The organism is Pseudomonas sp. R32, from assembly GCF_009866705.1.
GTDB classification, from domain to species: domain Bacteria; phylum Pseudomonadota; class Gammaproteobacteria; order Pseudomonadales; family Pseudomonadaceae; genus Aquipseudomonas; species Aquipseudomonas donghuensis.
In genome coordinates, this window is sequence record NZ_CP019396.1 from 4933721 (window position 1) to 4946722 (window position 13002).

The 13002-nt window shown below is 63.5% G+C and carries 13 protein-coding genes; 6 read left to right on the forward strand and 7 right to left on the reverse strand.

What is annotated here, in order from left to right:
- Nucleotides 1–14: 14 nt before the first annotated feature.
- Together PspR32_RS22760 and PspR32_RS22765 are read left to right on the forward strand one after the other, a co-directional pair.
- A complete protein-coding gene (locus PspR32_RS22760; protein ID WP_026001305.1) occupies nt 15–707 on the forward strand; it encodes a DNA-3-methyladenine glycosylase in 693 nt (230 codons plus the stop codon).
- A gap of 4 nt (nt 708–711) precedes the next feature.
- The gene (locus tag PspR32_RS22765) at nt 712–2028 is read left to right on the forward strand and encodes a bifunctional DedA family/phosphatase PAP2 family protein (protein WP_010222890.1); all 1317 of its coding nucleotides are present in this window, start codon (nt 712–714) and stop codon (nt 2026–2028) included.
- A 3-nt stretch (nt 2029–2031) separates the two neighbouring features.
- Here the strand turns inward: PspR32_RS22765 and PspR32_RS22770 are convergent, their stop codons facing one another.
- From PspR32_RS22770 to PspR32_RS22780, 3 genes are read right to left on the reverse strand one after another with little or no spacing between them, the layout of a single operon-like run.
- Complete coding sequence (locus PspR32_RS22770) at nt 2032–2622, reverse strand: LON peptidase substrate-binding domain-containing protein (RefSeq protein WP_159389201.1); 591 nt, start codon at nt 2620–2622, stop codon at nt 2032–2034.
- 9 nt (nt 2623–2631) lie between these two features.
- Nucleotides 2632–3348, reverse strand: a complete 717-nt coding sequence (locus tag PspR32_RS22775; RefSeq protein ID WP_010222888.1) for an LrgB family protein — start codon at nt 3346–3348, stop codon at nt 2632–2634.
- Nucleotides 3345–3707 carry a CidA/LrgA family protein gene (locus PspR32_RS22780; RefSeq protein WP_010222887.1) on the reverse strand — a complete coding sequence of 121 codons (363 nt, stop codon included), beginning with the start codon at nt 3705–3707 and terminating at the stop codon, nt 3345–3347. Before PspR32_RS22780 ends, PspR32_RS22775 begins: the two co-directional genes overlap by 4 nt.
- Before the next feature lie 158 nt (nt 3708–3865).
- Here PspR32_RS22780 and PspR32_RS22785 point away from each other — a divergent pair, with 158 nt between their 5' ends.
- From PspR32_RS22785 to PspR32_RS22795, 3 genes are all read left to right on the forward strand, one after another.
- Nucleotides 3866–4321: a MaoC family dehydratase gene (locus PspR32_RS22785; protein ID WP_010222886.1), complete on the forward strand. Its 456-nt coding sequence runs from the start codon at nt 3866–3868 to the stop codon at nt 4319–4321.
- A gap of 88 nt (nt 4322–4409) precedes the next feature.
- Nucleotides 4410–6140, forward strand: a complete 1731-nt coding sequence (locus PspR32_RS22790; protein ID WP_036996977.1) for a C13 family peptidase — start codon at nt 4410–4412, stop codon at nt 6138–6140.
- Between the two features lie 26 nt (nt 6141–6166).
- A complete protein-coding gene (locus PspR32_RS22795; RefSeq protein WP_010222884.1) occupies nt 6167–6808 on the forward strand; it encodes an oxidoreductase in 642 nt (213 codons plus the stop codon).
- Nucleotides 6809–6880: 72 nt separating this feature from the next.
- Here PspR32_RS22795 and PspR32_RS22800 read toward each other — a convergent pair whose 3' ends face one another.
- The 4 genes from PspR32_RS22800 to PspR32_RS22815 form a co-directional block, all read right to left on the reverse strand.
- Entirely contained in the window at nt 6881–7168 is a 288-nt protein-coding gene (locus tag PspR32_RS22800; protein ID WP_010222883.1) for a YceK/YidQ family lipoprotein, read from the reverse strand.
- Nucleotides 7165–7794 (reverse strand): flavin prenyltransferase UbiX, encoded by a 630-nt coding sequence (gene ubiX / locus PspR32_RS22805; protein ID WP_159389202.1) that lies wholly within the window; start codon nt 7792–7794, stop codon nt 7165–7167. Before ubiX ends, PspR32_RS22800 begins: the two co-directional genes overlap by 4 nt.
- A complete protein-coding gene (gene mpl, locus PspR32_RS22810) occupies nt 7791–9140 on the reverse strand; it encodes a UDP-N-acetylmuramate:L-alanyl-gamma-D-glutamyl-meso-diaminopimelate ligase (protein ID WP_010222881.1) in 1350 nt (449 codons plus the stop codon). The genes ubiX and mpl overlap by 4 nt, the downstream gene beginning before the upstream one ends.
- 66 nt (nt 9141–9206) lie before the next feature.
- Entirely contained in the window at nt 9207–11177 is a 1971-nt protein-coding gene (locus PspR32_RS22815; protein ID WP_159389203.1) for a sigma-54-dependent Fis family transcriptional regulator, read from the reverse strand.
- A 265-nt stretch (nt 11178–11442) separates the two neighbouring features.
- Here PspR32_RS22815 and exaC point away from each other — a divergent pair, with 265 nt between their 5' ends.
- The gene (gene exaC / locus PspR32_RS22820) at nt 11443–12963 is read left to right on the forward strand and encodes an acetaldehyde dehydrogenase ExaC (protein ID WP_036996981.1); all 1521 of its coding nucleotides are present in this window, start codon (nt 11443–11445) and stop codon (nt 12961–12963) included.
- Nucleotides 12964–13002 lie beyond the last annotated feature (39 nt).

A 13002-nucleotide genomic window follows, 5' to 3' on the forward strand; every position in this document is an offset into this window, starting at 1 on the left:
GCGAACCCGCCAACATGCCCGACTCCGCCCCCTGCCCGCTCCAGGCCCTGCCCGACAGTTTCTTCGATCGCGACGCCGAAGAACTGGCCAAGGCCCTGCTGGGCAAGGTCATCCGTCATCGCCACGGCCCGTACTGGCTGGCGGCACGGATCATCGAGACCGAGGCCTACTACCTCACCGACAAGGGCAGCCACGCCTCCCTCGGCTACACGGAAAAGCGCCGGGCGCTGTTCCTCGATGGCGGGCACATCTACATGTACTACGCCCGCGGCGGCGACTCGCTGAACTTCAGCGCCCACGGCCCGGGCAATGCGGTGCTGATCAAGTCGGCCTACCCCTTCGTCGACGCCCTTTCGGACGACAACAGCCTGGCGCAAATGCAACGCAACAACCCCGACGCCAACGGCCAGGCGCGCCCGCCCGAACGCTTGTGCGCCGGCCAGACCCTGCTGTGCAAAGCCCTGGGCCTGAAAGTGCCGCACTGGGACGGCAAACGCTTCGATGCCGAACAGCTGTTTGTCGAAGACTGCGGTATCAACGTGAAACAGATTATCCAGACCACCCGCTTGGGAATTCCCCACGGCCGCGATGAACACCTGCCCTACCGTTTCGTCGATGCCAGCTTCGCCCGCCATTGCACACGGAACCCGCTGCGCCGGGGCCAAGTCGAAGGCCGGGACTACTTTTTACTGACACAAGGAAACTGACACGATGGGCCCATGGCTCGACAGCCTGACCACCTGGCTCAGCGCCAACCCGCAGTGGCTGGGTTTGGCCATTTTTCTGGTGGCCTGCGTGGAATGCCTGGCAATTGCCGGGATTATTGTCCCCGGCACCATCCTGCTGTTCGCCGTCGCCGTACTGGCCGGCAGCGGCGCCCTGAGCCTGGGCGAAACCCTGCTGCTGGGCTTTGCCGGCGGCCTGCTGGGTGATGCGATCTCCTACACCCTGGGCCGACGCTTTCACCAGAACATCCGCCGCTTGCCCCTGCTACGCCATCATCCGGAATGGATCGGAAGCGCCGAGACCTACTTCCAGCGCTACGGCATCGCCAGCCTGCTGGTGGGGCGCTTCATCGGCCCGCTGCGGCCGATGCTGCCCATGGTCGCCGGCATGTTCGACATGCCGCTGCCGCGCTTTATTGCGGTAAGCCTGATTGCCGGTGCCGGCTGGGCAGTGGCTTACCTGCTACCAGGCTGGGCTACTGGCGCGGCCATGCGCCTGCCATTGCCGGAAGGGTTCTGGCCGCAAGCCGGGGTTGTCGGCGGCGGCCTGGCAGTGTTGATCGGCCTGAGCATCAACAGCAGCCTGCGCAGCATGCGCCGCGGCACCCGGCTGATTGCCGGGATGAGCCTGCTGGCCCTGACCGGGCTGTTTTTCGGCTGGCCGTACCTGACCCAGTTCGACCAGGGCCTGATGACCCTGATCCAAGAAAACCGCAGTCGCGCCATCGACGGTACGGTGGTGCTGATCACCCGCCTCGGCGATTTCCGTACCCAGTTCTTCCTCGGCGGCCTGCTCACTGGCCTGTTGCTACTGGCCCGCCAGTGGCGCCCGGCGATTTTCGCCGGCAGCACCCTGATCGGCACGGCCCTGGCCAACGGCAGCCTCAAATGGCTGTTTGCCCGGGCGCGCCCGCAAGTACTGACCGATCCGCTGACCACCTACAGCATGCCCAGCGGCCACAGCTCGGCGTCGTTTGCGTTCTTTCTGGTGCTGGCGGTACTGGCCGGACGCGGACAACCGCCGCGCATGCGCCTGACCTGGATCCTGCTGGGTTGCATCCCGGCGCTGTCGATCGCGCTGTCGCGGGTGTACCTGGGGGCGCACTGGCCGACCGACATCCTCGCCGGCGCCATGCTCGCCTGCTGCGTGTGCGCCACCAGCCTGACCCTGACCCAGAATCGCCAGCCGCTCACGGCCTTGCCGCTACGGGTGTGGTGGCTGATCCTGCCGGCCTGCGTCGCCCTGCTGGCGTTTTTCGCCTTGCACTCGCTGCCTCACGCCCTGCTGCGCTACCAGTACTGAGACTCAGGCAAACAGCTCGCCCTGCAGCCGATCGAGCAGCGCCTGGATAGCCTCCAGGCGCTTGCGCGGTGAGTCGATGGCCAGCAAGTCGAGCTTGTCTTCTTCGACGAAAGGCAGTAAGTAGGCCAACTGATTGGCCAGCGCCTGCTGGCCGGTCACCGCTACCGGCATGCCCAAGGCCTCGACCATCGGGTGCTCACCCAGCGCCTGCAGCAGCGCCAGCAAGTCGTGATGGTCATCTTCCAGCGGCTCATCGGCAAGCTCCGGCAACCAGGACACATCGGCGACCAGCAACTGGTCTTTCTGCACCTCGAACGGCCCGACGCGAAAGCGCCGGGTACCCTCGACACGAATCCCGAGCAGGCCGTTGTCCTGCTGCTGAAAGTCGCGAATCAGTGCCTCGCAGCCAATCTGCGAGAAGCCTGTTGGCGCAGCGCCGACCTGCTCGCCTTCAAGGAGGCATACCACGCCAAAACCACCGCCCTGCTTCATGATGCGGCCGATCATGTCCAGGTAGCGCGCCTCGAAGATCTGCAAATCGAGAAAGCAGCCAGGAAACAGCACGGTATTGAGCGGAAACAGGGGTAACGTCATTGCAATTCCTCAAGCAACCAGGCTGACCGCCAGGGGCAGGAACACCGCTGTGGCAACCCCCATCAGGCTCATCGCCAGGGCCGCGAAGGCCCCGCATTCTTCACTTTCCTGCAGCGCCACCGAGGTACCCACCGCATGCGCGGTGACGCCCAGGGCCATGCCACGCGCCTCCGGGCTGTGAACACCGCAACGCGAGAGCAGCGCGGGGCCGAAAATCGCCCCGATCACCCCGGTGATCAACACGAACACCGCCGCCAGCGCCGCCACGCCGCCAATCTGTTCAGCCACCAGCATGGCAATTGGCGAGGTCACCGACTTGGGCGCCATGGTCATCAGGATCATGTGTTCGGCGCCGAACCACCCGCCCAGCAACAGGCAGGCACCCGTGGCGAATACCCCTCCGATTACCAGCGTAGTAAAGGTCGGCCAGAACAGCTGGCGAATGCGCCGCAGATTAAGGTAGAGCGGCACCGCCAACGCCACGGTCGCCGGGCCCAGGAGGATATTCATGATCTCGGTGCTTTTACGGTACTCGCTGTAGGTCAGGCCACAAGTGAGCAGTACGCCAATCACCACCAGCATCGACACCAGCACCGGCTGCAGGAAGATCCAGCGGGTTTTCTCGTAGGCCGCCAGCACCAGTTGATAGGCACCCAGGGTAATGCCGATGCCGAACAGCGGATGGTGTATCACGGCATCGACGGCACCACTCCAGTCCAGGCTCATGGCTGTTCCTCCTGGTTGTCTTGACGGGCCATCAGCTTGTGCATCAACACGCCGACAAACACCAGGGTGAGCAGCGCCGACAGCACCAGCGCGCCGACGATGGCCCAGAAGTCCGCGGCAATGTCCGCGGCATAGACCATCACCCCCACCGCCGGCGGCACCAGCAACAGTGGCAGGTAACGCAGCAGGCTGTTGGCCGCCTCGCTCAGGGGCGCACCGACTTCACCTCGCAGCATCAGGTACACCAGCAGCAACAGCAGGCCGATGATCGGCCCCGGAAGGATCGGCACGAACAGGTGGTTGATCGCCGTCCCGAGCAACTGGAACAACACCAGCCAGGTCAAACCACGCAACAGCATAAGCATCTCCTTGAAGCCTGGCGGCCATTATAAGCACGCTAACGACCGGGCTATAAGCCGATCTTGGCCGACTTGACCATACCCGGCAGGCGTGCTGATCTTAGACTTTCGAATCTGCCGAAGTGATAAGAAAACCAAAGACAATCTGGAGAGTCACAATGCCCTATGTACCTGTTGCAGAGCTTTCGCAGTACGTTGGAAAGGAACTGGGATGTTCCGAATGGCTGACCATCGATCAACAGCGCATCAACCTCTTCGCCGAGGCAACCGGCGACTTTCAGTTCATCCATGTCGACCCGATCAAGGCGGCAAAAACGCCATTTGGCAGCACCATCGCTCACGGCTTTCTCACCCTGTCGCTGATCCCCAAGTTGATGGAGAACATCCTGGTCTTGCCTGAAGGCCTGAAGATGGTCGTCAACTATGGCCTGGACAGCGTGCGCTTCATCCAGCCGGTGAAGGTCGACAGCAAGGTGCGGCTCAAGGTCGACCTGGCCGACGCCACCGAGAAAAAACCCGGGCAATGGCTGCTCAAGGTCACCGCCACCCTGGAAATCGAAGGCCAGGAAAAACCCGCCTACATTGCCGAACCGCTGTCGCTCTGCTTCGTCTGAGCCTGGCACTGGGTGAAACCGTCCTCGCGACTGTTTCACCCGCCGCATTCTGCGGCATACTCGGGGCCTCACTCGTCCGGACCCCGCCATGCGCCCACTCGTTCCTCTTGCCCTGACCCTGCTACTGGCCGCTTGCGGTGACGGCGAACCGTTGTCGCCCCCTGATGCGCGCCTGCCCGATGGCGGCCGCTATCGTGGCGAAGTGGTCGACGGTCTGCTGCAAGGCGCCGGGCGCATCGACTACCCCAATGGCAGCTGGTACCAAGGCAACTTCCTCAACGGCCAGTGGCATGGCCAGGGTGAATGGCACGGTAGCAATGGCGAGGTTTACCGTGGCCAGTTCCAGCAGGGCCTGTTCCACGGCCTGGGCACCCTGAAGACGCCAGGCAGCAGCTACACCGGCGGCTTCAAGCTCGGCCGCCGCGACGGCGAAGGCACGCTGAAAGAGCCCGGCCTGCTTTACCGTGGCCAGTTCAAGGACGACCAGTACAACGGTGCCGGCCATCTCGAACTGGCTGACGGCAGCCAGTACCAGGGCCTGTTCGCCCGCGGCAAACCTAATGGCGAAGGCATCCGCAGCGATGCCAGCGGTAACCAGTTCAGCGGCCATTTCGTCAATGGCCAGCTCGAAGGCAGCGGCACCTTCAACAGCGCTGACGGCGATCAGTACATCGGCGCTTTTCATGACAATCGCCTGGAAGGCCGTGGCCGCTACGAAAACGCCGACGGTGACGTATGGATCGGCCAGTTCAAAGATGGCTCGCTCAGCGGCAAAGGCGAGCTGATCGGCAGCGACGACAGCCACTACAAGGGCAATTTTCGCGACTGGCGCTTTTCCGGTAACGGGCGCCTGCGACTGGCGGACGGCAGCGTGTATGTCGGCGGCTTCGAGAACGATACCTACCAGGGCAATGGCCGCCTGACCCTGGTCGATGGGCGCAGTGAAAGCGGCCTGTGGCTCAACGGCCAACGCGTGCGCGACGAGCATGGCAAGCTGCTGCCCGACCCACTGGAGCTGGCGCTGCTGAACCAGGGCAGCCTGCTCGACCAGGCCCTGGCGAAAGTACCGGCCTCGACCCCAGAAATCGAACTGTACAGCCTGACCCTCGGCGGCGATGGCAAGCAAAGCGTGTTCCTGCGCGAGGCCGACTACGTCAGCAACATGCTCAAGAGCCGCTTTGGCGCGATCGGCCAGGTCAGCCTGGTCAACCACCGCGACCACCTCGCTGACCGGCCCATGGCCACCCGCGAGAATCTCGCCCGCGCCGTGCGCACCCTGGCAGAACGCAGCGGGCCGGAAGACCTTGTGTTCATCTACCTGACCAGCCACGGCAGCCACGAACACGAGCTGGTACTCGACCAGCCGCGCCTGCAACTGGCCGACCTGCCCGCCGACGCCCTGGCCGCAACCCTGGCGCCGCTGAAAGACCGCGACAAAGTCATTGTCATCTCGGCCTGTTACTCGGGTGGGTATATCGCCCCGCTGAAGGACGAAAAAACCCTGATCATGACCGCCTCGCGCGCCGACCGCGTGTCGTTCGGCTGCTCGGAAGAGGCCGATTTCACGTATTTCGGTGACGCCCTGTTCGCCCAGGCCCTGAATCAGACCGATGATCTGCAGCAGGCCTTTGACCGGGCCAGGACCGCCGTTTCGGAACGCGAGTCGATCGAAGGCTTTGATGCCTCCGAGCCGCAGATCTGGGCCCCCAAGGCAGTCCTTGAACACTGGCAGCGACTGCGCCAGCAGCAAGCTCGCAAGGCGTTGCAAAGTGACGCGGGCATATCAGGCGAGCATGCAAAAAATGCGAGCAACCACTAAGCTGACTGTATCAAGGGAGAGACATCATGTACTTGACGCCTCAGCACATCCTGCTTGCCGGAGCCACCGGTCTTACCGGTGAACATTTACTTGATCGGCTGCTCAACGAGCCTACCGTCAGCCGCGTACTAGCCCCAACCCGTCGCCCTCTGGCCGAACACCCGCACCTGGAAAACCCGGTGGGTGATCCGGCGGTGTTCCTCCCTCAACTGGCGGGTCGCGTCGACATCGCCTTCTGCTGCCTGGGTACCACCATCAAGCAGGCCGGATCGGAACAGGCCTTTCGCGCGGTCGACCTGGACATGGTCGTCGCCTTCGGCAAACGCGCCCGGGAGATGGGCGCGCGGCATTTGCTGGTGGTCAGCGCCCTGGGCGCCGACCGCAGATCGCCGATCTTCTACAACCGGGTCAAAGGCGAAATGGAGGCCGCATTGAAGGCGCAGGACTGGCCGCAGTTGACCATTGCCCGACCGTCGCTGCTGCTGGGTGATCGCATCGAGCCGCGCCTGTCAGAAAGGTTGGCCGGGCCGCTGTCGAAGCTGATTCCAGGCAAGTACCGGGGCATCGAGGCCTGCCAACTGGCCAGGGCGCTGTGGCGTTTGGCGCTGGAAGAGCAGGACGGGATTCGGATTGTCGAGTCGGATGAATTGCGCCGGTTGGGCAAGTAGCAATCGCGGGGCAAGCCCGCTCCCACAGTTGATCGCTGTAGGAGCGGGCTTGACCCGCGATGAGACCAGAGGCTACAACCCGCCCGTCGCCTGAAAGCCAATTCCCAGCGCGGTCAACACCGACAGCGGCAGCAGCAAGGTATCGAGCAAGGCGCTGCCCGGCAGATCCAGCCCTGGGTACTTCGGCGCTTCGGCGCCAAAGCGGTCCATGGCGCAACAGCCACCCTTCAGGGCGTACAAGTCCAGGCGCGTTCCGGCATAAACCACCGGCGCTCCCGGCTTGGCCGCATCCAGGGTACGCACACTGGCGCAACCATTAGCCATCAAGCACAGCAGCACCACGCCAAGCTGACGCTTCATTCATCCGCGCCAAAATGATGCTCACCCCAACGCGGCAGCATGTCCTGGGGAATGTTCAGCACGTTGAGGATCCGTGCGACGACAAAGTCGATCAGGTCATCGATGGTCTGTGGCTGATGATAAAAGCCCGGTGCCGCCGGCAGGATCACTGCGCCCATGTTCGACAGCTTGAGCATGTTCTCCAGGTGGATGGTCGAGAATGGAGCCTCGCGCGGCACCAGGATCAACTGACGACGCTCCTTCAAGGTGACATCCGCAGCCCGCTCGATCAGGTTGTTGCAGGCGCCAGTGGCGATCGCCGACAGGGTGCCGGTAGAACACGGCACCACCACCATCGCCGCTGGCGCGCCGGAGCCCGAGGCTACCGGGGACATCCAGTCTTCCTTGCCATACACGCGGATCTGCCCGGCGGCAGCGCCGGTGTACTCGGTGAGGAAGGCTTGCATGGCTTGCGGCTTGGCCGGCAACAACACATCAGTCTCGGTGGCCATGACCAGTTGCGCGGCCTTGGAGATCAGAAAATGCACCTCGCGGTCTTCGCGCACCAGGCAATCGAGCAGGCGCAGCCCATACTGCGCCCCCGAAGCCCCGGTCATGGCCAGCGTGATGCGTTCCGGCCCGCTCATTTCAGCGCCTCGGCCAGCTTGCCGTGCAGGCCGCCAAAGCCGCCGTTGCTCATGATCACCACCTGGGTGCCGGGCTTGGCCTGGCTCTTGACCCGTTCGATGATCGCCTCAAGGCTGTCGGCGACCACGGCCGGCACCTTGCATTCGGCAGCGGTGGCGGCCAGGTCCCACCCCAGGTTCGGCGGTGCATACCAGATCACCTGGTCGGCATCGTTGACGCTTTCCGGCAAGCCATCGCGGTGGGCACCGAGCTTCATCGAGTTGGAGCGCGGTTCGATCACGGCGATCAGCGGCGCATCGCCGATGCGCTTGCGCAGGCCGTCGAGGGTGGTGGCGATAGCCGTTGGGTGGTGGGCGAAATCGTCATAGATGGTCACGCCCTGCACTTCAGCGACCTTTTCCATCCGGCGTTTAACGCTTTTGAACGCACTCAGCGCGGCAATACCCATGGCCGGCACCACGCCGACATGGCGAGCAGCGGCCAGGGTGGCCAGCGCGTTGGCGACGTTGTGCTGACCGGTCAGCTCCCACTCGACCACGCCTTGAGTTTCGCCCTCGAAGCTGACTTCGAAACGCGAACCATCGGCGCTGAGCAGTTTGACCTGCCACTGCCCGCCTTCACCGGTGGTTTGTACCGGGGTCCAGCAGCCCATCTTGATCACCCGCTCCAGCGCCGGCTCGGTGGTGGGATGAATCACCAGGCCTTCGCTCGGTATGGTGCGCACCAAATGGTGGAACTGCCGCTCGATGGCTGCCAGGTCGGGGAAGATGTCCGCGTGATCGAACTCAAGGTTATTGAGGATTGCAGTGCGCGGACGGTAATGAACGAACTTGGAGCGCTTGTCGAAGAAGGCGCTGTCGTACTCGTCGGCCTCGACCACGAAGAACGGCGTACCGCCCAGACGTGCCGACACCGAGAAGTTCTGCGGCACGCCGCCGATCAAGAAACCCGGGCTCATGCCGGCATGCTCCAGCACCCAGGCGAGCATGCTGCTGGTGGTGGTCTTGCCATGGGTACCGGCAACCGCCAGCACCCAGCGGCCTTGCAGCACATGGTCAGCCAGCCACTGTGGCCCCGACACATAGGGCAGGCCTTTGTTCAGTACGTATTCCACTGCCGGGTTGCCCCTCGACAGGGCATTGCCGATCACCACCAGGTCCGGCGCCGGGTCCAGCTGGGCGGCGTCATAGCCCTGGGTCAGTTCGATGCCCTGGGCTTGGAGCTGAGTGCTCATCGGTGGGTAGACGTTGGCATCGGAGCCGGTGACCCGATGGCCCAGCTCCTTGGCCAGCACGGCCAGCGAACCCATGAAAGTGCCGCAAATACCGAGAATATGAATGTGCATGATCGACCTCGCAAAACGTCGAGGCAGGGTAGCCTAGGGCGCGACAAATCGCATCCTGTGTTTCGCTCAAGCGTCTCGGGCGATGCCGTGTTTGCGAAGTTTTCGATACAAGGTATTGCGGCTGACCCCCAACTGCGCCGCGACATGGGTCATGTGCCAGCGGTGTTTTTCGAGCGTGACCAGCAAGGCGCTGCGTTCGGCGTCCTCCAAAGGAGATTCGCCTTCCCCCTGCCGGAGCGGGCTTGCACCGCAAAGGGGTGGCTCAGACAGACCGCTATTGCGGGGCACGTCGGGTAACCGCAGCGCCGCTCCTACAATAGTGGCTGGCAGCTCGGATTGGCGGATACAGCCGTCATCACACAGCGCCACCAGGGTACGCAAGACGTTGCGCAACTGGCGCACGTTGCCCGGCCAGGCGAAGTCGAGCAACGCCCTGCGCGCCGCAGGTTCCAGGCTCACCGATTGCTCGCCGGCCTCTTCAGCCAGGATGAAGTCCAGCAGTTGCGACTTGTCACTGCGCTCGCGCAAGGCCGGCAGCTCGATCTCAAGCCCGTTAAGCCGGTAATAAAGGTCCTCGCGAAAGCTGCCATCCTCGACCCGCTCCAGCAGGTTGCGGTGGGTGGCGCTGATGATGCGCACGTTGACCGCCTGCGGCTCGCCGCCGATCGGCACCACCATGCGGTCTTCCAGGACACGCAGCAAGCGGGTTTGCAGGGCCAGGGGCATGTCGCCGATCTCGTCCAGCAACAACGTACCACCATCGGCTTGCTGCAACTTGCCGCGCATGCCTTCCTTGCGCGCCCCGGTAAAACTGCCACCACGATAGCCGAACAGCTCGCTCTCGATCAGGCTCTCAGGGATCGATGCGCAGTTAAGGGCGACAAACGCCTTGCCGCTGCGCTGGCTGGCCAAGTGCACGGCCTTGGCGAAAGCCTCCTTGCCGCAGCCGGTCTCGCCGTTGAGCAGCAGCGGCACATCGCGCTCGAACACCCGTACCGCACGGCGAAAATCGTTCTGCAGGGCCGGATCGACCAGGCAGATACCCGCCGCTTTCTCGGTTTTGACTGACGTCGCAAGCGGCGCCAGCGCAGGCAGCATCGACTGCACCTGACCACGCAAACTGGCGAACAGCAAGCGCCCATCGCGGGTGCGCAGCGGCCAGCTGGTGCTGGCCTGGGCGGTGGCCCGGCTGAGCAGCTCGCTCTGGGAGCAATCGAAGAACATATCCACAGGCTTGCCGAGCAAGCCGCCACGGACGGTGCCCAGCAGGTTCAAGGCGCTCTGGTTGACCGCGCAAATCCGTCCGTCGCCATCAAAGGCCAGCAACCCTTCACTGAACAGCCCGACGGACTCGGCCTGCAGGTGAAAGCGCAGCAGGTACTGGTTTTCGAAATAACGCAGGAAGTAGCAGCTCTCGATCATCTTCGCCGAGAGGTTGACCAGCGCCATGGTGTGAAACTGGCTCTGGCGCGAAACTTCAGCCCGCGCCGAGGACACATCGAGCACTGCCAGCAGTTCGCCGTGCGGGTCGAACACCGGGCTGGCCGAGCACGTCAGCCCGGTGTGACGGCCACGAAAGTGCTCATCCTGATGAATGGTCACCGCCTGGCGCTCGACCAGGCAGGTGCCGATGCCGTTGGTGCCTTCGCGGGCTTCGCTCCAGTCGGCACCGAGCCACAGCCCGGCACGCTCGAAGATGCGCCGCTCGGTGGGCGCGGTGACGCAATTGAGGATTACCCCGCGGGCGTCGGTGAGCAGTACCGCATGGCCGGCGCCGGAAAGCTGCTGGTGCAGGCTGTTCATTTCGTTGCCAGCGATCTGCAGCACCTGCTGCAAGCGTTCGCGGCTTTCCAGCACGCGGCCATGTTCAAGCACGGTCGGGGCCATGCTCTGGGCCGGGTCCAGGTGATAGTCCTCAAGGCAACGCAACCAGGAGCGGGCGATCGACGGATCGCTGCCAGGGCCCTGTGCCAGGGCCTTGCCCTGGGTCACGGTGAGTACTTGCCGGGCATGCCGGCTGAGGTGATTGCTCTGCACTTTTTATTGTTCTCCGCAGACGAGACAGGCCCAGCATCCTCCACCCATCGGCGCAATGCAATGCTGGCTTGACTGCTGGGTCACACCTTGTGTCAACAACGGTACAAAGTGTCACCCTGGCTGTGCCAGACACGCTACAGCGCCCCGCCACCGCCGGCGCAGAAACCGCCCAAACCCTTGATTTACCTAAGGCCGCCTACACTGGCCCAACCCTTGCTCTATGCTTTACATCCTCCCAACAAGCACAATAGCCAGGAGACACATCATGCGTTATGCACATCCCGGTACCGAAGGCGCCAAGGTTTCCTTCAAGAGCCGTTACGGGAACTACATCGGTGGCGAGTTCGTTGCCCCCGTCAAAGGCCAGTACTTCGAAAACACCTCGCCGGTGAACGGCCAACTGATTGCCGAATTCCCGCGTTCCACTGCCGAAGACATCGAAAAGGCCCTGGACGCCGCACACGCCGCGGCGGATGCCTGGGGCGCCACTTCGGTGCAGGCTCGCTCGCTGATCCTGCTGAAAATCGCCGACCGTATCGAACAGAACCTCGAACTGCTGGCCATCACCGAAACCTGGGACAACGGCAAGGCCATCCGCGAAACCCTCAACGCCGACATCCCGCTGGCGGCCGACCATTTCCGCTACTTCGCCGGCTGCCTGCGCGCCCAGGAAGGCAGTGCCGCCGAGATCGACGGCAACACCGTGGCCTACCACCTCCATGAACCGCTGGGCGTGGTCGGGCAGATCATCCCGTGGAACTTCCCGATCCTGATGGCCGCATGGAAACTCGCCCCGGCCCTGGCCGCCGGCAACTGCGTGGTACTCAAGCCCGCCGAGCAAACTCCGCTGGGCATCAGCGTGCTGCTGGAAGTGATCGGCGACCTGCTGCCGCCAGGCGTGCTCAACGTGGTGCAAGGCTATGGCCGCGAGGCCGGTGAAGCCCTGGCCACCAGCAAGCGCATCGCCAAGATTGCCTTCACCGGCTCCACCCCGGTCGGCTCGCACATCATGAAATGCGCCGCCGAGAACATCATCCCGTCCACCGTCGAGCTGGGCGGCAAGTCGCCGAACATCTTCTTCGAAGACATCATGCAGGCCGAGCAGAGCTTCATTGAAAAAGCCGCCGAAGGCCTGGTGCTGGCGTTCTTCAACCAGGGCGAAGTGTGCACCTGCCCATCCCGCGCCCTGGTGCAGGAGTCGATCTACCCGGCGTTCATGCAAGAGGTGATGAAGAAGATCAAGCAGATCAAGCGCGGCGACCCGCTGGACACCGACACCATGGTCGGCGCCCAGGCCTCCGAGCAACAGTTCGACAAGATCCTCTCGTACCTGGAAATCGCCGAGAAGGAAGGCGCCGAGCTGCTGACCGGCGGCAAGGTGGAAAAACTCGAAGGCAGCCTGTCGACCGGTTATTACATCCAGCCGACCCTGCTCAAGGGCACCAACAAGATGCGCGTGTTCCAGGAAGAAATCTTCGGCCCGGTGGTGAGCATCACCACCTTCAAGGACGAAGCCGAAGCCCTGGCGATTGCCAACGACACCGAGTTCGGCCTCGGCGCCGGTGTCTGGACTCGTGACATCAACCGCGCCTACCGCATGGGCCGCGGCATCAAGGCCGGTCGCGTATGGACCAACTGCTACCACCTGTACCCGGCCCACGCCGCGTTCGGTGGCTACAAGAAGTCCGGCGTCGGCCGTGAAACCCACAAAATGATGCTCGATCACTACCAGCAGACCAAAAACCTGCTGGTCAGCTACGACATCAATCCGCTGGGCTTCTTCTAAACGAGAAACAGGGCGGCTCCAATCCCGGGGCCGCTCTGG

Coding starts and splice junctions, on each gene's coding strand:
- PspR32_RS22780 (WP_010222887.1), bottom strand. CDS start 3,707: ATGCTGTTGCGTGGTTTGACCTGGCTGGTGTTGTTCCAGTTGCTCGGG.
- PspR32_RS22770 (WP_159389201.1), bottom strand. CDS start 2,622: ATGACGTTACCCCTGTTTCCGCTCAATACCGTGCTGTTTCCTGGCTGC.
- PspR32_RS22790 (WP_036996977.1), top strand. CDS start 4,410: ATGCGCCCACTCGTTCCTCTTGCCCTGACCCTGCTACTGGCCGCTTGC.
- PspR32_RS22760 (WP_026001305.1), top strand. CDS start 15: ATGCCCGACTCCGCCCCCTGCCCGCTCCAGGCCCTGCCCGACAGTTTC.
- exaC (WP_036996981.1), top strand. CDS start 11,443: ATGCGTTATGCACATCCCGGTACCGAAGGCGCCAAGGTTTCCTTCAAG.
- ubiX (WP_159389202.1), bottom strand. CDS start 7,794: ATGAGCGGGCCGGAACGCATCACGCTGGCCATGACCGGGGCTTCGGGG.
- PspR32_RS22785 (WP_010222886.1), top strand. CDS start 3,866: ATGCCCTATGTACCTGTTGCAGAGCTTTCGCAGTACGTTGGAAAGGAA.
- PspR32_RS22765 (WP_010222890.1), top strand. CDS start 712: ATGGGCCCATGGCTCGACAGCCTGACCACCTGGCTCAGCGCCAACCCG.
- mpl (WP_010222881.1), bottom strand. CDS start 9,140: ATGCACATTCATATTCTCGGTATTTGCGGCACTTTCATGGGTTCGCTG.
- PspR32_RS22800 (WP_010222883.1), bottom strand. CDS start 7,168: ATGAAGCGTCAGCTTGGCGTGGTGCTGCTGTGCTTGATGGCTAATGGT.
- PspR32_RS22795 (WP_010222884.1), top strand. CDS start 6,167: ATGTACTTGACGCCTCAGCACATCCTGCTTGCCGGAGCCACCGGTCTT.
- PspR32_RS22775 (WP_010222888.1), bottom strand. CDS start 3,348: ATGAGCCTGGACTGGAGTGGTGCCGTCGATGCCGTGATACACCATCCG.